13 protein-coding genes and 2 riboswitches are annotated in these 19098 nt (G+C 64.0%); of the genes, 5 read left to right on the top strand and 8 right to left on the bottom strand.

Annotated elements, in window-relative coordinates; genetic code table 11:
• Window positions 1–82: 82 nt before the first annotated feature.
• Window positions 83–577 carry a DUF934 domain-containing protein gene (locus DWF74_RS03930; protein ID WP_016966421.1) on the bottom strand — a complete coding sequence of 165 codons (495 nt, stop codon included), beginning with the start codon at window positions 575–577 and terminating at the stop codon, window positions 83–85.
• Window positions 561–2219 (bottom strand): nitrite/sulfite reductase, encoded by a 1659-nt coding sequence (locus DWF74_RS03925; RefSeq protein ID WP_047305033.1) that lies wholly within the window; start codon window positions 2217–2219, stop codon window positions 561–563. The genes DWF74_RS03930 and DWF74_RS03925 overlap by 17 nt, the downstream gene beginning before the upstream one ends.
• 596 nt (window positions 2220–2815) lie before the next feature.
• On the opposite strand from DWF74_RS03925, the gene DWF74_RS03920 reads away from it, so the two are divergent.
• On the top strand, window positions 2816–3901 hold the full coding sequence (locus DWF74_RS03920) for an ABC transporter substrate-binding protein (RefSeq protein WP_102864876.1): 1086 nt from the start codon (window positions 2816–2818) through the stop codon (window positions 3899–3901).
• Between the two features lie 7 nt (window positions 3902–3908).
• Here DWF74_RS03920 and DWF74_RS03915 read toward each other — a convergent pair whose 3' ends face one another.
• Together DWF74_RS03915 and metH are read right to left on the bottom strand one after the other, a co-directional pair.
• The gene (locus DWF74_RS03915; protein WP_102864877.1) at window positions 3909–4130 is read right to left on the bottom strand and encodes a DUF2970 domain-containing protein; all 222 of its coding nucleotides are present in this window, start codon (window positions 4128–4130) and stop codon (window positions 3909–3911) included.
• 101 nt (window positions 4131–4231) lie between these two features.
• On the bottom strand, window positions 4232–7942 hold the full coding sequence (gene metH, locus DWF74_RS03910) for a methionine synthase (protein ID WP_102864878.1): 3711 nt from the start codon (window positions 7940–7942) through the stop codon (window positions 4232–4234).
• 156 nt (window positions 7943–8098) lie between these two features.
• Here metH and DWF74_RS03905 point away from each other — a divergent pair, with 156 nt between their 5' ends.
• Window positions 8099–10390 carry a fatty acid cis/trans isomerase gene (locus tag DWF74_RS03905; protein ID WP_115580393.1) on the top strand — a complete coding sequence of 764 codons (2292 nt, stop codon included), beginning with the start codon at window positions 8099–8101 and terminating at the stop codon, window positions 10388–10390.
• Window positions 10391–10533: 143 nt separating this feature from the next.
• Window positions 10534–11118 carry a Fe-S biogenesis protein NfuA gene (gene nfuA, locus DWF74_RS03900; protein ID WP_102864880.1) on the top strand — a complete coding sequence of 195 codons (585 nt, stop codon included), beginning with the start codon at window positions 10534–10536 and terminating at the stop codon, window positions 11116–11118.
• Window positions 11119–11293: 175 nt separating this feature from the next.
• Here nfuA and cobM read toward each other — a convergent pair whose 3' ends face one another.
• From cobM to DWF74_RS03880, 4 genes are all read right to left on the bottom strand, one after another.
• Window positions 11294–12040: a precorrin-4 C(11)-methyltransferase gene (gene cobM / locus DWF74_RS03895; RefSeq protein WP_115580392.1), complete on the bottom strand. Its 747-nt coding sequence runs from the start codon at window positions 12038–12040 to the stop codon at window positions 11294–11296.
• 82 nt (window positions 12041–12122) lie between these two features.
• On the bottom strand, window positions 12123–12536 hold the full coding sequence (locus DWF74_RS03890; protein ID WP_115580391.1) for a cobalamin biosynthesis protein: 414 nt from the start codon (window positions 12534–12536) through the stop codon (window positions 12123–12125).
• On the bottom strand, window positions 12533–13234 hold the full coding sequence (locus DWF74_RS03885) for a CbtA family protein (protein ID WP_115580390.1): 702 nt from the start codon (window positions 13232–13234) through the stop codon (window positions 12533–12535). Before DWF74_RS03885 ends, DWF74_RS03890 begins: the two co-directional genes overlap by 4 nt.
• An 11-nt stretch (window positions 13235–13245) precedes the next feature.
• A complete protein-coding gene (locus tag DWF74_RS03880; protein ID WP_060839964.1) occupies window positions 13246–13434 on the bottom strand; it encodes a CbtB domain-containing protein in 189 nt (62 codons plus the stop codon).
• Between the two features lie 97 nt (window positions 13435–13531).
• Window positions 13532–13763: riboswitch (cobalamin riboswitch) on the bottom strand.
• 73 nt (window positions 13764–13836) lie between these two features.
• Window positions 13837–14048, top strand: a riboswitch (cobalamin riboswitch).
• A 98-nt stretch (window positions 14049–14146) separates the two neighbouring features.
• Between DWF74_RS03880 and cobW the strand changes: the two genes are divergently transcribed.
• Together cobW and cobN are read left to right on the top strand one after the other, a co-directional pair.
• Window positions 14147–15217, top strand: coding sequence for a cobalamin biosynthesis protein CobW (gene cobW / locus DWF74_RS03875; RefSeq protein ID WP_102864884.1), 1071 nt, complete (start codon window positions 14147–14149; stop codon window positions 15215–15217).
• A 3-nt stretch (window positions 15218–15220) separates the two neighbouring features.
• Window positions 15221–18994, top strand: a complete 3774-nt coding sequence (gene cobN, locus DWF74_RS03870) for a cobaltochelatase subunit CobN (protein WP_115580389.1) — start codon at window positions 15221–15223, stop codon at window positions 18992–18994.
• Window positions 18995–19098 lie beyond the last annotated feature (104 nt).

The following is a 19098-nucleotide window of genomic DNA, read 5'->3' as shown; positions in this document are numbered from 1 at the left end:
GCTTTTGCGCCAGGGTCGGAAGCAGGTACAAAAAAGCCCTGGACCGGGAAACCGGTTCAGGGCTTTTTGTTGGCGCCAGGGCTTAGCGGCGACGGAACAGCGGCAGCGGTTCGTCGGTAGCGGCCTGGTAGGTCACCGAGAAGTCCTTGAGGCTTTCAAGGGCTTCGTAGGGGTCCTTGTCGGCCCGCAGGGCGTAGGCGTCGAAGCCGCAGCGGTGCAGGTAGAACAGCTGGTCGCGCAACACGTCGCCAATCGCTCGCAGTTCGCCTTTGTAGCCATAACGGTCACGCAGCAGGCGGGCGTTGGAGTAGTTGCGGCCATCGGTAAAGGCCGGGAAGTTCAGGGCAATGACCTGGAAATGCTCGACGTCGTCACCGATCTCCTCGGCTTCTTCGTCCGCATCCAGCCACACGCCCAGACCGCCATCGCGGGCCTTGAGGGCGTGGGCGTGGTCGCGCCACAAGGCCAGCGGCACGATCAGGTCGTCGCAGTTGGAGATGCCGTCGAGGGTCGCGTCCTTGGGCAGCAAGTGCCAGGTTTCGTCGATGACCTCGTTGTTCTTAATGATTCGCTGCATAGACGCGCTCCTTGAAGAGGTCGATGCCAATACGTTGATAGGTGTCGATGAAGCGTTCGTCTTCGGTACGTTGTTCCACGTACACGTCGATCAGCTTCGAGATCACGTCGGGCATGTCGTCCTGGGCGAAGGACGGGCCGAGGATCTTGCCCAGGCTCGCGTCGCGGCTGGCGCTGCCACCCAGGGACACCTGGTAGAACTCCTCGCCTTTCTTGTCCACCCCGAGGATGCCGATGTGGCCCACGTGGTGGTGACCACAGGCGTTCATGCAGCCGGAGATGTTCAGGTCCAGCTCGCCGATGTCGAACAGGTAGTCCAGGTCGTCGAAGCGGCGCTGGATGGATTCGGCGATCGGGATCGACTTGGCGTTGGCCAGGGAGCAGAAGTCGCCGCCCGGGCAGCAGATGATGTCGGTCAAAAGGCCGATGTTCGGCGTGGCGAAGCCGTTTTCACGCAGTTCGCCCCACAGGGTGAACAGTTGGCTTTGCTCGACGTCCGCGAGAATCACGTTTTGCTCGTGGGAGGTGCGCAGTTGGCCGAAGCTGTAACGGTCGGCCAGATCGGCGATGGCGTCGAACTGCTTGTCGGTCACGTCCCCCGGCGCTACGCCGGTAGGTTTGAGCGACAGGGTCACGGCAACGTAGCCCGGCTTCTTGTGGGCCAGGGTGTTGCGCGCACGCCAGCGGGCAAAGCCCGGGTGCTCCTTGTCCAGGGCCGCCAGTTCGGCGTCCTGGTTGCTCAGGGCCTTGTAGTCGGGGTCGACGAAGTGTTTAGCCACCCGATGCACTTCGGCTTCGGTGAGGGTGGTCTGGCCGCCCCGCAGGTGGACCATTTCCGCCTCGACCTTCTCGGCGAACACTTCCGGCGTCAGGGCCTTGACCAGGATCTTGATCCGCGCCTTGTACTTGTTGTCACGACGGCCGTAGCGGTTGTAGACCCGCAGGATGGCGTCGAGGTAGCTCAACAGGTCCTGCCAGGGCAGGAACTCGTTGATGAAGGCGCCGACCACCGGGGTACGGCCCAGACCGCCACCGACCAGCACGCGGAAACCCAGCTCGCCGGCAGCGTTGTACACCGGCTCCAGGCCAATGTCGTGGACCTCGATGGCTGCGCGGTCGGAAGTCGAGCCGTTGATGGCGATCTTGAACTTGCGCGGCAGATAGGCGAATTCGGGGTGGAAGGTGGTCCATTGACGGACGATCTCGCACCAGGGGCGCGGGTCGATCAACTCGTCGGCGGCGACACCGGCAAACTGGTCGGTGGTGACGTTACGCAGGCAGTTGCCGCTGGTCTGGATGGCGTGCATCTGCACGGTGGCCAGTTCGGCCAGGATGTCCGGCACGTCTTCCAGGGCTGGCCAGTTGAACTGCACGTTTTGCCGGGTGCTGATGTGCGCATAGCCCTTGTCGTAGTCACGGGCGATCTTGGCCATCATCCGCGCCTGGCGCGAGGTCAATTGGCCGTAAGGCACGGCTACCCGCAGCATTGGGGCAAAACGTTGGATATAAAGGCCATTCTGCAGGCGCAGGGGACGGAATTCCTCTTCGCTCAGCTCGCCTGCCAGATAGCGTCGGGTCTGATCACGGAACTGCTTGACGCGGTCCTCGATGATCCGCTGATCGTACTCGTCGTATACGTACATATAGGTCCAGTTCTCAGGCTACAGGTGGCGCCAAAGCGCACTTGGCAAATACTGCGGTGAACGGCTTCGGTACGTTGCTTCGACTGGCGTCGACCGGGGCTTGTCGCCGGTTTCACCTCGTCCTGCCTTCGTTCTCGCTCAACCCCACCCATGTAAGCAAATCTGCGCGCACGGCCGCGCACTCCGGTCGGAGCCGCCGAACGATACCAGTTTGTGGTTATGCGCAAAAGTGATGTTTGAGTATATGCAAAGAACCAAAACGACTAACGGTAGGGGTATATGAGTATCCACATTTGAGGTGGGGACAATCCTGGTCTTAACTGTGGTCGTGTCTTTGAGCAGTCACCGACAAAATCTACTAGAGGCGATGCTATGAGCCATCCAACCAAAACAAGGAAAAGTGACAGTAGCGTTGATGCTTGGGCCATTCTCTTTCTGATCATACTGGTCGTGGGTACGGCCGTGTTTTGGGTCAGCCACCAGTAGTCGAGCGTAAAAGAAGAGCCCGAATTGTCGGACAATCAGGACAATTTGCCGCCGTTGGCCAGCAATTTGCCAGTTATACTGCCTGGGATAATCCAGGGGCTCTTTTCACAATGTTCAAGGTTCTGTGCAAGTGGGTGATATGTCTGAGTTTGCCGTTCTGGGCGGTGGCTCAAGCAACGTCGGTGGTGTTTCTCAACCCCGGTAATTCAACGGAAACCTTCTGGGTCAGTTATTCGCGGTTCATGCAGGCAGCCGCCCGGGATCTGGGCATGGACCTGCAAATTCTCTATGGCGAACGCAATCCGCAGAATTCTCTCGATCAGGCTCGGGAGCTGTTTCAGCGAGCGCAAAAGCCCGATTACCTGATATTGGTCAACGAACAGTATGTCGCTCCGCAGATCCTGCGCATGTCGCAGGGTTCCGGGGTCAAGCTGTTTATCGTCAACAGCCCACTGACCGAGGATCAGCGGGCGTTGATCCGCCAAAGTCGCAGCAGTTACTCCGATTGGATCGGCAGCATGATGAGCAACGATGAAGAGGCCGGTTATCGGATGCTCAAGGAGTTGTTGCGCCAGCATGGCCCTTTGCCTGCCGGGCAAACAATCGATTTGCTGGCCTTTTCCGGGGTGAAAGTCACGCCGGCCGCGCAGTTGCGCGAGCAAGGGCTGCACCGGGCCCTGGCGGAAAATCCTCAGGTGCGTCTGCGCCAGCTCGTGTATGGCGAATGGAACCGGCAGCGGGCGCACGAACAAGCACAACAGCTGTTGCAGCGCTATCCACAGACGCAACTGATCTGGTCGGCTAACGACGAAATGGCTCTGGGGGCCATGCAGGCTGCCCGGGAATTGGGTCGCAAGCCGGGGCGCGATCTGCTGTTCAGTGGACTCAACAGTTCGCCCGAAGCCTTGCAGGCATTGATCGACGGGGAGTTGTCGGTGCTGATGGCCGGACATTTCACCAGCGGCGGCTGGGCCCTGGTGGCCCTGCATGATGATGCGCTGGGGTTCGATGCCCGACGTCTGGGAGGGCCGGACTGGCATTTGTCGCTGTTCCAGTCATTGACCCGTGACCAGGCCCGGCAACTAATGCGCCTGGGCGATCAGGTCGGTGCCCGGGTCGATTTTCGCGGGCTGTCCGCCCAAGGCAAGCCCGACAGCTACCGCTATCCCTTCAGTTTGCAGCTGTTGCTGCACTGACGCCGTTTCAGACTCCCGCCAGGTGCATCGCCAGGTTGGCGATGCCCAGCAGCACCAGCACGAACAGGGTGGTAAAGAGAATGCCCAGCACGATGAAGTGACTGGGTTTGCCGTGACTGAAGTCCCGGGCGCGATTTTTCCCGCTTTGTACGCCGAAGGCGGCCGCCAGCACGCTTTGCAGCATCTGCAGGAAGGTTGGGGGCTGATTGTCGCTGCTTGGATCGTCCATAAATCCCTCGACACGGTTGGGTGTCAACAGAGCATAGACAATGTCGCCTGTGATGGCGGGCTGGTGTAGGAGCCGGCAGGCCGGCTCCTACAGAGTCTGGGTCAGTTGTCGTAGCCCAGGTTCGGCGCCAGCCAGCGCTCGCTTACGGCCAGGTCCTGGCCCTTGCGCTCGGTGTAGCTCTGCACCTGGTCCTTGTCGACCTTGCCCACCGCAAAGTACTGCGCCTGCGGGTGGGCGAAGTACCAGCCGCTGACTGCAGCCGCCGGGAACATGGCGAAGTGTTCGGTGAGGAACACGCCACTGCGGCCGGCGCGGCCTTCGCTGGCCTCGGGGTCGAGCAGGGCGAACAGGGTGCTCTTCTCGGTGTGATCCGGGCAGGCCGGATAACCCGGGGCAGGGCGGATACCGCTGTACTGCTCCTTGATCAGCGCCTCGTTGTCCAGCTGCTCATCCTGGGCATAGCCCCAGTAGTCCTTGCGCACCTGCTGGTGCAGCCACTCGGCGCAGGCTTCGGCCAGGCGATCGGCCAGGGCCTTGACCATGATCGAGTTGTAGTCGTCGCCGGCATCCTGATAGGCCTTGGCCACTTCCTCGGCGCCGATCCCGGCGGTGGTGATGAAGCCGCCGACATAGTCAGTGATGCCGCTGTCTTTGGGCGCGACGAAGTCCGCCAGGGAGAAGTTCGGCTTGCCGTCGGTCTTGATGATCTGCTGGCGCAGGTGGTGCAGGCGGGCCAGTGGCTGGCCGTCGTCGCCGTAGACTTCCAGGTCGTCGTCCTGCACCTGGTTGGCCGGCCAGAAGCCGAATACCGCCCGGGCGCTGATCAGTTTTTCATTGATCAGCTTGTCGAGCATCTCCCGGGCGTCCTTATACAGGGCGGTGGCGGCTTCACCGACCACTTCGTCTTCAAGGATGCGCGGGTACTTGCCGGCCAGGTCCCAGGAGATGAAGAACGGCGTCCAGTCGATGTACTCGGCCAGCACCTTGAGGTCGATGTTGTCCAGCACCCGGGCGCCGGTGAAGGTTGGCTTGACTGGCTGGTAGTTGGCCCAGTCGAACTGTGGCTTCTTGGCGATGGCTGCGGCGTAGCTCAGGCGCTCGGTACGGGCGCTGCGGTTGGCGGTGCGCTCGCGCACCTCCACGTACTCCTCCCGGGTCTTCTCGACGAAGCCGGCCTTGAGCTCCTTGGACAGCAGCTGGGTGGCCACGCCCACGGCGCGGGAGGCGTCGGTGACGTAGACCACCGCGTCATTGCTGTACTTGGGCTCGATCTTCACCGCGGTGTGGGCCTTGGAGGTGGTGGCGCCACCAATCATCAGCGGCAGGTGGAAATCCTGGCGCTGCATCTCGCGGGCGACGTGGACCATCTCGTCCAGGGACGGAGTGATCAGCCCGGACAGGCCGATGATGTCGCACTTCTGCTCCTTGGCCACCTGGAGGATCTTCTCCGCCGGCACCATCACCCCGAGGTCGACGATGTCGTAGCCGTTGCAGCCCAGGACCACGCCGACGATGTTCTTGCCGATGTCGTGCACATCGCCTTTTACCGTGGCCATGAGGATCTTGCCCTTGGCCTCCGGCTTGTCGCCTTTCTCCAGTTCGATGAACGGAATCAGGTGGGCCACCGCCTGTTTCATCACCCGGGCGGATTTCACCACCTGGGGCAGGAACATCTTGCCGGCGCCAAACAGGTCGCCGACCACGTTCATGCCGGACATCAGCGGGCCTTCGATCACTTCGATCGGGCGGCTGAAACTCAGGCGCGACTCTTCGGTGTCTTCGACAATATGGCTGGTGATGCCCTTGACCAGGGCGTGTTCCAGGCGCTTGTTGACGTCCCAGCTGCGCCATTCCTCGGTTTCCGCTTCCTTGACGCTGCCATCGCCCTTGAACTGGTCGGCGATGGCCAGCAGCGCGTCGGTGCCGTTTGGCGTGCGGTTGAGCACCACGTCTTCCACGGCATCGCGCAGCTGCTGCGGGATCTGGTCGTAGATCTCCAACTGGCCGGCGTTGACGATGCCCATGGTCAGGCCGTTGCGGATCGCGTACAGCAGGAACACCGAGTGGATCGCCTCACGCACCGGGTTGTTGCCGCGGAACGAGAACGACACGTTGGACACGCCGCCGGAGCTCAGGGCATAGGGCAGCTCATCGCGGATGTAGGCGCAGGCGTTGATGAAGTCCACTGCGTAGTTGTTGTGTTCCTCGATGCCGGTGGCCACGGCGAAGATGTTCGGGTCGAAGATGATGTCTTCCGGCGGGAAGCCCACTTCATTGACCAGAATGTCGTAGGAGCGCTTGCAGATTTCCTTCTTGCGCGCCTCGGTGTCGGCCTGGCCGACCTCGTCGAAGGCCATCACCACAACGGCGGCGCCGTAGCGCTTGCACAACTTGGCGTGGTGAATGAACTGCTCGACGCCTTCTTTCATGCTGATGGAGTTGACGATGCCCTTGCCCTGGATGCACTTGAGGCCGGCTTCGATCACTTCCCACTTGGAGGAGTCGATCATGATCGGTACGCGGGAGATGTCCGGCTCGCCGGCGATCAGATTGAGGAAGGTGACCATGGCCTTCTTCGAATCCAGCATCCCTTCGTCCATGTTGATGTCGATCACCTGGGCGCCGGCTTCCACCTGCTGCAGGGCGACTTCCAGGGCCTCGGTGTAGTTGTCCTCGCGGATCAGTCGGGCGAACTTGGCCGAACCGGTGATGTTGGTGCGCTCACCAACGTTCACGAACAGCGAGTTGCGATCGATGGTGAAGGGCTCCAGGCCCGACAGGCGGCAAGCCTTGGGAATGTCCGGGATCTGTCGCGGGGCATAACCGGCCACGGCTTTGGCGATGGCGGCAATGTGCCCCGGGGTGGTGCCGCAGCAGCCGCCGACGATATTCAGGAAGCCGCTCTGGGCGAACTCCTCGATGACCTTGGCGGTTTGCTCCGGCAGTTCGTCGTATTCGCCGAATTCGTTGGGCAGGCCGGCGTTGGGGTGCGCCGAAACGTGGGTGCTGGCCTTGTTCGACAGCTCTTCCAGGTAGGGGCGCAGTTCGCTGGCGCCCAGGGCGCAGTTCAGGCCCACCGAGATCGGCTTGGCGTGGGCCACGGAGTTCCAGAAGGCCTCGGTGGTCTGGCCCGACAGGGTGCGGCCAGAGGCATCGGTGATGGTCCCGGAAATCATGATCGGCAGCTCGACGCCCAGTTCTTCGAACACGCCCTGTACGGCGAAGATCGCCGCCTTGGCGTTCAAGGTGTCGAAGATGGTCTCGATCAGGATCAGGTCGGCGCCGCCTTCGATCAGGCCCTTGGTGGACTCGGTGTAGTTCTCCACCAGCTCATCGAAGGTGACATTGCGGTAGCCGGGGTTGTTGACGTCGGGCGACAGCGAGCAGGTACGGCTGGTCGGGCCCAGGACACCGGCGACGAAACGCGGCTTGTCCGGGTTCTCCTGGGTCTTGGCGTCGGCCACCTTGCGGGCCAGGCGTGCGCCCTCTACGTTTAATTCGTAGGCCAGTTCTTCCATGCCGTAATCGGCCATGGAAATGCGTGTGGCGTTGAAGGTGTTGGTTTCCAGGATGTCGGCGCCGGCATCCAGATAGGCTTTTTCGATGCCACCGATCACGTCCGGACGGGTGATCACCAGCAGGTCGTTGTTGCCCTTGACGTCGCTGGGCCAGTCGGCGAAACGCTTGCCACGGTAGTCCTGTTCTTCGAGCTTGTAGCTCTGGATCATGGTGCCCATGCCGCCATCGAGAATCAGAATGCGCTCTTTGAGGGCTTGCTGGAGAGCGTGGAGGCGAGCACTGCGATCAGACATGAGAACTACCTGGTAGGGCCATAACGAAGGGCGTGGATCATAGCAAACCTGCATGGATTTGCGGCATGTACGGGTTTTGCATGAATATCGCTCATGTTGGTGGCCGGGCGACATCGGTAGAATCGCGGCGTTTTTTTTACTTTCGGGACCAGGGACATGCCGTACCGTTTTGTCGTTGCCAGCGCTTTGCTGCTGCTCAGTTCATTGTGCATGGCCCAAGGTCCCGCACCGGCCATTTCCTACACCCGCGACATCCAGCCGATCTTTACCGAGAAATGCGTGGCCTGTCATGCCTGCTACGACTCCGCCTGTCAGCTCAACCTGGGCAGTGGCGAAGGGGCCGGTCGTGGCGCGTCGAAGATTCCGGTGTACGACGGTGAGCGCAGCAAGGCCCAGGCGCCTACGCGGCTGTTCTATGACGCCAGCGGCAAGGCGGCCTGGCAGCGCCAGGGCTTCTATTCGGTGCTCGACGCCCAGGGCAGCCAGGCAGCGCTGATGGCGCGCATGCTCGAACTCGGCCACCGCACCCCCTTGCAACCCAATGCCAAGCTGCCCAGCGAGATCGTGCTGGGCCTGAGCCGCGAGAATATGTGCCCGCAGCTGGGGGAGTTCGACGCCTATGCCGGTGCTCATCCCAAGGAAGGCATGCCCCTGGCCGTCACCGGCCTCACCGACCAGCAGTACCAGACCCTGCAACGCTGGTTGGCCTCTGGTGCGCCCATCGACGAGCAGGGCCTGGCCCCCAGTGCCCGGGAAAGCCTGCAAGTGGCCCAGTGGGAGAACCTGCTCAACGCCCCCGGCGCGCGGGAAAGCCTGGTGGCGCGCTGGCTCTACGAACACTGGTTCCTGGCCCACATCTATTTCGAAGGCGGCGAGCCGGGGCACTTCTTCCAGTGGGTGCGCTCGCGGACCCCCAGCGGCCAGCCCATCGACCTGATCAACACCCGGCGCCCCAACGACGACCCGGGCACCCAGGTGTATTACCGCCTGTGGCCGGTGCAAGGGGTGATCGTGCACAAGACCCACATCACCTACCCGCTGAGCGCGGCGAAGATGGCCCGGGTCAAGACCCTGTTCTACAGCGGCGACTGGCAGGTCAGCGCCTTGCCGGGCTACGGGCCGGGGCGCCGGGCCAATCCGTTCGAGACCTTCGAGGCGATTCCGGCCAAGGCCCGCTACCAGTTCATGCTGGATAACGCCGAATACTTCGTGCGCACCTTCATTCGTGGCCCGGTGTGCCGCGGGCAGATCGCCACCGATGTGATCCGCGACAACTTCTGGGCGCTGTTCCAGGCCCCGGAACACGACCTGTACATCACCGATCCTACCTATCGTGGCCAAGCCACACCGCTGTTGGCCATGCCTGGGCAGAACGACGATGTCGGCAGCGTGCTCAGCCTGTGGCTGTCCTATCGCGACAAGCGCAACGAATACGAAGCCCTGCGCCGCGACTTCTATGCCGACTCTCCGGCCCCCAGCTGGTCGACCCTGTGGGCCGGCAACGACAACGCGCTGCTGAGCATCTTCCGCCACTTCGACAGTGCTTCGGTGAGCAAGGGCCTGATCGGCGAGGTGCCGCAGACGATGTGGCTGTTCGATTACCCGCTGCTGGAGCGCACCTATTATCAGTTGGCGGTGAATTTCGACGTGTTCGGCAACGTCTCCCACCAGGCCCAGACCCGGTTGTACTTCGACCTGATCCGCAACGGCGCCGAGCAGAACTTCCTGCGCCTGATGCCCGCTGGCACCCGTGAGGATTTCCTTGACGATTGGTACCAGAACAGCGGCAAGTTCAAGATGTGGCTGGATTACGAGTCCATCGACGACGACAAGCGCAGCGCCTTGAAACTGGACCCCAAGGACCCGAAGAAAGACTTCGCCCATCAGTTGCTGGCCCGCTATGGCGAGCTCAACGCCAAGCCGGACCCGATCAATCGCTGTGACAGTGCCTATTGCTCGCGGCCCAATATCGACCCGGCGTTGCAGGATGCCGATCAGGCCCTGAGCCGCCTGGCGTCGCGTCCGGCGGCGGGACTCAAGGTCATCGAGCAGTTGCCGGAAGCCACCTTGCTGCGGGTCCAGGCCCCGAGCGGCAAGCGCGAGTTCTACAGCATGCTGCGCAATCGCGCCCACAGTAACGTGGCCTTCATGCTGGGCGAGTCGCTACGCTACCAGCCGGGTCTGGACACCCTGACCATTTTTCCGGGCATTCTCAGCAGTTATCCGAACTTCATGTTCAACGTTCCGAGCGAGCAGGTGCCGGCATTTGTCCAGGCCATGCAAGCGGCCAGGGATGCCGCCGGCTTCGAGAAGATCGTCGATCGCTGGGGGATTCGCCGCAGTCATCCGCAGTTCTGGCAGTACTTCCACGATCAGACCCGTTATCTGCAGGAAGTCGACCCGGTCGAGGCCGGAGTCATGGACATGAACCGTTACGAAAACCTCTGATACAGGGCCGCTATCTGTCCTCGGGACGCCCGCTGGCGGGCCCCGGGGAAGCCCTATACCAAGGTCTATCCCGACAAAAATACTAGGACTTTGTCAGCGGCGTCGATTGGCGTAAACTGCGCCCACGTCTGCGAGGAACCACCATGAGCGCCATAACCATTACCGACGCCGCCCACGATTATCTGGCTGATCTGCTATCCAAGCAGAACACCCCGGGGATTGGCATCCGCATCTTCATTACCCAGCCAGGAACTCAGTACGCCGAGACCTGCATCGCCTATTGCAAGCCGGGCGAAGAGAAACCCGAAGACAAGGCCCTTGGCCTGAAGAGCTTCACCGCCTACATCGACGCCTTCAGCGAAGGCTTTCTCGATGACGCGGTGGTCGACTACGCCACCGACCGCATGGGCGGCCAACTGACCATCAAGGCGCCCAACGCCAAGGTGCCGATGGTCAATGCCGACAGTCCGGTCAACGAACGCATCAACTACTACCTGCAAACCGAGATCAACCCGGGGCTGGCCAGCCACGGCGGTCAGGTCAGCCTGATCGACGTCGTTGACGACGGCATCGCCGTGCTGCAATTCGGTGGCGGTTGCCAGGGTTGCGGCCAGGCCGACGTGACCTTGAAGGAAGGCATTGAGCGCACCCTGCTCGAGCGCATCCCCGAGCTCAAGGGCGTACGTGATGTCACCGACCACACGCAGAAAGAAAACGCCTACTACTAAGGCGTTCGCTGCGAACAAAAAAACGGCGCCCCGTGAGCGCCGTTTTTTTATGCCCGCAAACCAACGCCTCCCGAAATAAGCCTCCGTAGGAGCCGGCTTGCCGGCGAAAGGGCCCTAGAGCCTTGCGCCAATGCCGAGATTGCCTTCGCTGGCGAGCCAGTTCCTGCAAAGAGGGTCAGGGGCGATAGAGGTGCGCGTGTCCGGCGCGGTACAGCGATGATTCGCTGAACGCGTCCGTGGCCAGCACCCGGCCTACCAGGATCAGCGCCGTGCGCCGGAAGCCCTTGGCCGCAACCTTCTCGGCAATGTCCGCCAGGGTGCCCAGGACCCAGTCCTGGTCCGGCCAGGTGGCTCGGTGTACCACGGCAATCGGGCAGTCGGCGCCGTAGTGCGGCAGCAGCTCTGTGACTATCTTCTCCAGGTGGTTGACCCCCAGGTGAATCGCCATGGTGGCGCCGTGGGCCGCGAGGCTAGCGAATTCTTCACCGGTCGGCATGGCGGTCTTGTCCGCATAGCGGGTCAGGATCACGCTTTGGGACACATCCGGCAGGGTCAATTCGGCTCCCAGCAGGGCGGCACAGGCGGCGGTGGCGGTGACGCCAGGGATGATCTCGAAGGGAATACCCAGCTCCCGCAGGCAGCGGATCTGCTCGCCAATGGCGCCATACAGGCTCGGATCGCCGGAATGTACCCGGGCTACATCCTGGCCCTGGTCGTGCGCGTGCTTGATCGCCTCGATGATCTGTTCCAGATGCAGCTCGGCGCTGTTGATCACTCGTATCGCGCTGTGGCCTTCGAGGACGGCCTCGGGCACCAGCGAGCCGGCGTAGATGATCACCGGGCAGCGATGGATCAGGCGCTGGCCCTTGACCGTGATCAGTTCCGGATCGCCGGGACCGGCACCGATGAAATAGACAGTCATGGCTGTGTCCTGTGCAAAAAAGGCGGGAGCAGAGCGGCAGATGAAGAACGCTCATGTTCGAAGAAGGGAATTGTCGGCGATTCTACCGGGCAGTGGCCAATGCCAGGGTGGCCTGGGCGCATTTTTGCCTGGAAACCAGCAGTTCGGCCGGGCCACCGGATAGCTGTTCGGCCATGGCCAGGGCGGCGCTTTCGGCAACGCCATAGCAGCCGCTGTGTTCAAAGGCGATCTGTGAACGATGGCTCAGGCGCGAGGCATAAGGCGCCAGTTGACTGCTGCTGAAGCAGGTCAGTGGCAGGGCCAGTTGATCCGCCAGTTGCAGCAGGCCGGGTTCGTTACGCTTCAAGTCGATACTGGCCAGGGCCAGCAATTGCCCGCTCTCCAGGCCGTGGGCTTGCAGCACCTGCTCAAGCAGGGCGCGCAGCGTGGTCACCGGGCAGCCTTTCTGGCAGCCCAGGCCGACCACCAGGGCCGGCGCCGCGCGCCTTTCGATCATGCCGGGTACAGGTCCGTGTTCTTGCGCCGGAACAGCCAGGCGCTGATCAGCCCGAGGGCCAGCCAGAACGCCGCATTGGTCAACTGCGAGGCGATCTTGAACTGCGCTTCCAGTTCTTCCGGGGCCAGCATCGAATGCACTTCCGGTTGTGGTGCGCCGATCACGTGAGGCACGGCGATGATGGCGGCGCCCAGCAGTTTCAGCAGCCAGTTGCCTGCGAACACGATCAGGGCAAGGCCCACGGCGGTGGAAGCGGCAGCGCCGATCCACCAGACCTGGCGCTGCACCAGATCGGCGGCAGCGGTGCCCGGCAACTCCGGCGGCAGGCCCAGGGTCGGCGCCAGGCAGAAGGTCGCATAACCGGCCAGGCCCCAGAGCAGGCCCTGGGAAGTGCGGCTGGGCGCCCGCAGGGTATAGAGCCCGGCCAGCATCAGGGCGAAGCCGACCGCCACCACCAGGTTGCCACCGGTGGTGGACAGGGTGCGCTGCCAGCCGTCTTCCGGTTCCCAGGCCTCGGCATCATGGCTGTGACCGGCCATGGCGCCTTCGGCGTGTTCGTGGACTTCGGCCGCCGGGGCCTGTTCATAGGTTTCCGCCTGCAGAATCAGCGGGGCCACCCAGAAGCTCTGCAGCAGGGTCAGCAGCAAGGCCGCCAGCAACCCGCTGAAGCCTGCGGTTTGTGCAATACGCTTGATCATGTCGGCAGGTCTCAGTGGCAAGGGAAAGCAGCGCTGTGACGAGTGTCGTGGGCGGCGTTGTGCACCGCTTCGATATGGGAGAAACCGGCGAAGTACACCAGGCAGGCGCCCAGCAGCGAAGCGCCGATGGCGGCCACCAGGCGCTGGCTCAGGGTGGAGGTGCTGCTGGCGGAATGGCTGGTGCTGCTGATGATCGACATGGCGCTTCCCTTTGGAGTGTCGGCGGGGGAGGAGCGCAGGAAAACCCCGCGTGAGGAGCACGCAGGGTTTGCAACAGCGCCCGCCCACCGCGGGTTTGTTATGTGTGTGTTGCGGGCCGGTCTCCGGGCTCGCGAGGGGCAGGGGGCGACTCATGTCGTACCGTGCCGAAAAGTGTCGCCTTCCCATGCCTTGGCACAGTGGATCTGACACTTCGCTCGCTTACCGTTGCGGGGGCAGCACCGGACTGGTCACGGCTTTTTAGTTAAGCACGTGATTCACCGGTTTCCCGTTTCACCCTGTGAAGGGCACCCGTAACAAGGCGCGTAGCAAATCATGGGCGGGGTAACGTCGTCAATTGCGGATGCCGGTGTATTGCCGATTGACCGTCCCCCGCGCTCTGCGTAGCCTTGCGCCTTCGAGGTTCTTCGGCCAGCGGTCGAAGCTAAGAAGGGAACGCGGTCGATGCCGCGGCTGCCCCCGCAACTGTGAAGGGTTTCGTTTCTGCAAGGCCACTGCCTGCGCGTCCAGAACGCCGGCGGGAAGGCGCAGCAACCGCCGGTCCGACGACTGGCAAGCCCTCAGCCAGGAGACCTGCCTCGATCCCAGATTCTCACTACAACCGGGCGGGGTGATCCGGTGGCGAAATCTCCGCGCGCCTCTGCGCTGCGGCTCTCGTCCCGTATGCCCGCCACCTTTGCCAAGGGGCATCCGATGAAAACACTGGCCAAACTTCCCGTCACCATCGTCACCGGCTTCCTTGGCTCGGGTAAGACCACCTTGCTGCGGCACATGCTGGACAACGCCCAGGGCCGGCGCATCGCGGTGATCGTCAACGAGTTCGGCGAGCTGGGCATCGACGGCGAGATCCTCAAGCAATGCTCCATCGGCTGCACCGAGGAAGAGGCCAGTGGCCGGGTCTATGAGCTGGCCAACGGCTGCCTGTGCTGCACCGTGCAGGAAGAGTTCTTCCCGGTGATGCGCGAACTGGTGGCGCGCCGTGGCGACCTGGACCACATCCTTATCGAAACCTCCGGCCTGGCCCTGCCCAAGCCCCTGGTCCAGGCCTTCCAGTGGCCGGAAATCCGCAGCGCCTGCACCGTCGACGCGGTGATCACCGTGGTCGACAGCCCGGCCGTGGCCGCCGGCACCTTTGCCGCGTTCCCCGAGCAAGTGGACGCCCAGCGCAAGCTCGACCCCAACCTGGACCACGAATCGCCGCTGCACGAGCTGTTCGCCGACCAACTGTCCAGCGCCGACCTGGTGATCCTCAACAAGACCGACCTGATCGACCCCGCAGACCTGGCCAAGGTGCGCCTGGAAGTGGCCGAAGAACTGCCGCCGGCGGTGAAAGTCATCGAAGCCAGCAGCGGTCGCCTGCCCCTGGACGTGCTGCTGGGCCTGGGCGCCGGCTCCGAGGAGCATATCGACGGCCGCCACAGTCACCACGATCACCACCACGACGGCGATGACGACCACGACGACCACGATCACGACGCCTTCGATTCCATCTCCATCGAACTGCCCCAGGCCGACGAAAGCCTGCTGCTGGACGCCCTGACCCAGCTGGTGGTCAAGCACGGCATCCTGCGGGTCAAGGGCTTTGCCGCGATCCCCAACAAGCCGATGCGTTTGCTGATCCAGGGCGTGGGCACGCGCTTCGACAAGCACTTCGACCGCAAGTGGGGCGCTGACGAAGCCCGCACCACGCGCCTGGTACTGATCGGCCAGGAACTGGACGCCGCCCAACTCGAAGCGCAACTGCGCGCCGCCCTCAGCGTGTAAGCCATGCACCTGCTCAGGACCCAGCCCGGCGGTTTCGTGTCGGATGACAACATTGCCGACCTTGGACAAACCCCCGCCGAGCTGGTGATTCTGTGCAGCGGTGACTCCAGCCTGGCGCTGCTGGCGGATGCCGCCGAGCAGTTGCCCGAGGATTACCCCAGTTTTCGCCTGGCCAACCCGATGCAGGTACAGAACCACGCTTCGGTGGACCTGTATGTGGACCAGGTGCTGCGCCACGCCAAGGTGATCCTGATTTCCCTGCACGGCGGCATCGGCTACTGGCGCTACGGCGTCGAGCGGCTGGTGGAGCTGTCCCAGCGCGGGGTGCAACTGATCCTGGTGCCGGGGGACGACCGCCCGGACCCGGAGCTCAGCGACCTGAGCACCGTGGGCCCCGTCGAGCGCGACCGCCTGTGGCAGTTCCTGCGCCAGGGCGGGCGGGACAACGCGCTGAATTTCTACCGCTGCCTGGCCAGCGGCCTGCTGGGGCGCGACTACCCCTGGAGCGAACCGCAGACCCTGCCACGTACGGCGATCTACCACCCGCACAAGAGCCAGGCCGCCCTCAGCGACTGGCAGGCCGATTGGCAGCCTGGTCAAGCGGTGGCGGCGCTGCTGTTCTACCGCTCCCACCTGCAGGCAGCCAACACCGGCTTTATCGACCTGTTCTGCCAGCGTTTGCTGGCGGCGGGCCTCAACCCTTTGCCGATCGCGGTGGCCAGCCTCAAGGAGCCCGGCTGCCTGAGTCAGGTGGAAGACTGGCTGGATGAAACCGCGGCCGGGGTGATCCTCAACACCACCGGCTTTGCCCAGTCCAGCCCCGAGGCGCCGCACCTGCGGCCGTTCCGCCGCAACATTCCGGTGATCCAGGCCATCTGCGCCCAGGACAACGAACCAGGCTGGCGCGACAGCGAGCAAGGCCTGGGCCCGCGGGACCTGGCCATGCACATCGCCTTGCCGGAACTGGACGGGCGCATCATCAGCCGGCCCATCAGCTTCAAGGACTTGGCTTGGCGTAGCGAGCGCAGCCAGTCGGACGTGGTGTGCTACCGCGGCCAGCCCGAACGCATGGACTTTGTCGCCGAACTGGCCCGGCGCTGGGTCGAGCTGGGGCGCCAGGACAACGGCCACAAGCGCATCGCCCTGGTGCTGGCCAACTACCCGACCCGCGACGGGCGCATCGGCAACGGCGTCGGCCTGGACACTCCGGCTGCGGCGCTGAACATCCTCAAGGCCCTGCACGCCGAAGGCTACCCGCTGCCGGCCGAGTTGCCCGCCAGCGGCAGCGAGCTGATCCGCCAGTTGCTCGGCGGGGTCAGCAACGACCTGGACAGCCTCGACCAGCGCCCGTGTCAGCAAAGCCTGGCCCTGGACGACTACGCGCTGATGTTCCAGGCCCTGCCCGCCGCCAACCGCGAGGCGGTGCTGCAGCGCTGGGGCGTACCGCAGCAAGACCCGATGTTCCGCGACGGGCGGATGATGATCGCCGGCCTGCGTTTTGGCCTGACCTTCGTCGGCATCCAGCCGGCCCGGGGTTATCAGGTGGACCCCAGCGCGGTCTACCACGACCCGGACCTGGTGCCGCCCCATGGCTACCTGGCGTTCTACTTCTGGCTGCGCCAGACCTACGGCGCCCATGCGCTGATCCACGTCGGCAAGCACGGCAACCTGGAATGGCTGCCGGGCAAGGGTGTCGGCCTGTCGGAGAACTGCTGGCCGGACGCGCTGCTGGGGCCGCTGCCGAACATCTACCCGTTCATTGTCAATGACCCGGGGGAGGGCGCCCAGGCCAAGCGCCGCACCCAGGCGGTGATCATCGACCACCTGATGCCGCCCCTGACCCGTGCCGAAACCTACGGCCCGCTGCGTAACCTGGAACTGCTGGCGGACGAGTACTACGAAGCCCAACTGCTGGACCCACGTCGCGCCCGCGAGCTGCAACGGGACATCCTGCAACTGGTGCGCGAGACCCACATCGACCGCGAGTTGCAACTGGGCGAACAGCTGGACAGCGACGCCGACGCGGCGATCTGGCTGCCGCGCCTGGACACTTACCTGTGCGACCTCAAGGAGTCGCAGATCCGCGATGGCCTGCACGTGTTCGGCGAATCCCCCGACGGCCGACTGCGCATCGACACCCTGCTGGCCCTGCTGCGCATTCCCCGGGGCGATGGCAAGGGCGCCCATGCCAGTCTGCTGCGGGCCTTGGCCAAGGCCTTCGACCTGGGCTTCGATCCGTTGGACTGCGCCCTGGCCGAACCCTGGACCGGGCGCCGCCCGCAGCCGTTGCGACAGCTCAGCGATGCCTTGTGGCGCACGGCGGGCGATGTGCGCGAACGCCTGGAACTGTACGCCGCAGCATTGATCGAAGCCGCGCTCCAGGGCCCGGTGGCGCAGTTGGCTGAGCCGGGCTGGGAGCCGGTGCGGGTCATCATCGACGCCTTGCGCGAAGTGGTCGCGCCGCGCCTGGACGCATGCGGCCCGGCGGAAATGCGTGGCCTGCTGGACGCCTTGAACGGCCGTTTCGTCCCCGCCGGACCCAGCGGCGCGCCCAGCCGCGGGCGTCTGGACGTGCTGCCCACCGGGCGCAACTTCTATTCGGTGGACGTGCGCAACCTGCCCACCACCACCGCCTGGCGCATCGGTTTCCAGTCGGCGAACCTGATTCTCGAACGCCACCTGCAGGACCACGGCGATCACCTGCTGCACCTGGGCCTGTCGGTGTGGGGCACCGCCACCATGCGCACCGGCGGCGACGACATCGCCCAGGCCATGGCCCTGATGGGCGTGCGCCCGGTGTGGGCCACCGGCAGCCAGCGGGTGGACGATTTCGAGATTCTGCCCCTGAGCCTGCTGGACCGGCCGCGGGTCGACGTGACCCTGCGGGTGTCCGGGTTCTTCCGCGACGCCTTCGCCAACCTGATCCGCCTGTTCGACGCGGCGGTGCAGGCGGTGGCGGCCCTCGACGAGCCTGAGGACATGAACCCGCTGGCGGCCAGGGTCCGCGCCGAGCGCGAGGCCTTGATCGCCTCCGGCCTGGAGCAGGACGCGGCCGCGCGTCAGGCTGGCTGGCGGATCTTCGGCGCCAAGCCCGGAGCCTATGGCGCCGGGGTCCAGGGCGCCATCGACGGTCGCCTGTGGCAGAGCCGCGAGGACCTGGCCGAGGTCTACCTGAACTGGGGCGGCTACGCCTATGGCGGCAGCGACGAAGGCACCGCCGCCCGCGAGCAGTTCGCCACCCGCTTGAGCCAGGTGCAGGCGGTGTTGCAGAACCAGGACAACCGCGAGCACGACCTGCTGGATTCCAACGACTATTACCAGTTCCAGGGCGGCATGTTGGCCGCGGTGGAAAGCCTCAGCGGGGCCAAGGCCGCCAGCTACCACGGCGACCACAGCCAGCCGGACCTGCCGAAGATCCGCACCCTCAAGGAAGAACTGAACCGGGTGATCCGCTCCCGGGCGGCCAATCCGAAGTGGATCGAAGGGGTCAAGCGCCATGGCTACAAGGGCGCCTTTGAAATGGCCGCGACCCTGGACAACCTGTTCGCCTTCGACGCCACCACCGAGCTGATCGACGATCACCAGTACGCCTTGCTGGCAGACGCCTACCTGCTGGACGACTCGACCCGCGAGTTCGTCCGCCAGCATAATCCCCACGCCCTGCGCGACATGACCGAGCGCCTGCTGGAAGCCCAGCAGCGCGGCCTGTGGCAAGAACCCGGCGATTATCGTGAAGCCCTGGAGCACCTGTTGCTGGATATTGAAGAAGACAGCTGAGCCTGCAGCCGCTGCCGCAGGCTGCGAACGCCGACGACGTCGACGTCACGTGCTACCGCCCCGAACCTCCTCGCGACGGCTCTGCGGTGCCGATCGCAACCTGT

The organism is Pseudomonas protegens, assembly GCF_003363755.1.
Lineage (GTDB): Bacteria > Pseudomonadota > Gammaproteobacteria > Pseudomonadales > Pseudomonadaceae > Aquipseudomonas > Aquipseudomonas danubii.
Note: the sequence above shows the minus strand (reverse complement) of the source record. Positions and strands in the feature narration are given on the sequence as shown.

Coding starts and splice junctions, on each gene's coding strand:
- DWF74_RS03930 (WP_016966421.1), bottom strand. CDS start 577: ATGCAGCGAATCATTAAGAACAACGAGGTCATCGACGAAACCTGGCAC.
- DWF74_RS03925 (WP_047305033.1), bottom strand. CDS start 2,219: ATGTACGTATACGACGAGTACGATCAGCGGATCATCGAGGACCGCGTC.
- DWF74_RS03920 (WP_102864876.1), top strand. CDS start 2,816: ATGTTCAAGGTTCTGTGCAAGTGGGTGATATGTCTGAGTTTGCCGTTC.
- DWF74_RS03915 (WP_102864877.1), bottom strand. CDS start 4,130: ATGGACGATCCAAGCAGCGACAATCAGCCCCCAACCTTCCTGCAGATG.
- metH (WP_102864878.1), bottom strand. CDS start 7,942: ATGTCTGATCGCAGTGCTCGCCTCCACGCTCTCCAGCAAGCCCTCAAA.
- DWF74_RS03905 (WP_115580393.1), top strand. CDS start 8,099: ATGCCGTACCGTTTTGTCGTTGCCAGCGCTTTGCTGCTGCTCAGTTCA.
- nfuA (WP_102864880.1), top strand. CDS start 10,534: ATGAGCGCCATAACCATTACCGACGCCGCCCACGATTATCTGGCTGAT.
- cobM (WP_115580392.1), bottom strand. CDS start 12,040: ATGACTGTCTATTTCATCGGTGCCGGTCCCGGCGATCCGGAACTGATC.
- DWF74_RS03890 (WP_115580391.1), bottom strand. CDS start 12,536: ATGATCGAAAGGCGCGCGGCGCCGGCCCTGGTGGTCGGCCTGGGCTGC.
- DWF74_RS03885 (WP_115580390.1), bottom strand. CDS start 13,234: ATGATCAAGCGTATTGCACAAACCGCAGGCTTCAGCGGGTTGCTGGCG.
- DWF74_RS03880 (WP_060839964.1), bottom strand. CDS start 13,434: ATGTCGATCATCAGCAGCACCAGCCATTCCGCCAGCAGCACCTCCACC.
- cobW (WP_102864884.1), top strand. CDS start 14,147: ATGAAAACACTGGCCAAACTTCCCGTCACCATCGTCACCGGCTTCCTT.
- cobN (WP_115580389.1), top strand. CDS start 15,221: ATGCACCTGCTCAGGACCCAGCCCGGCGGTTTCGTGTCGGATGACAAC.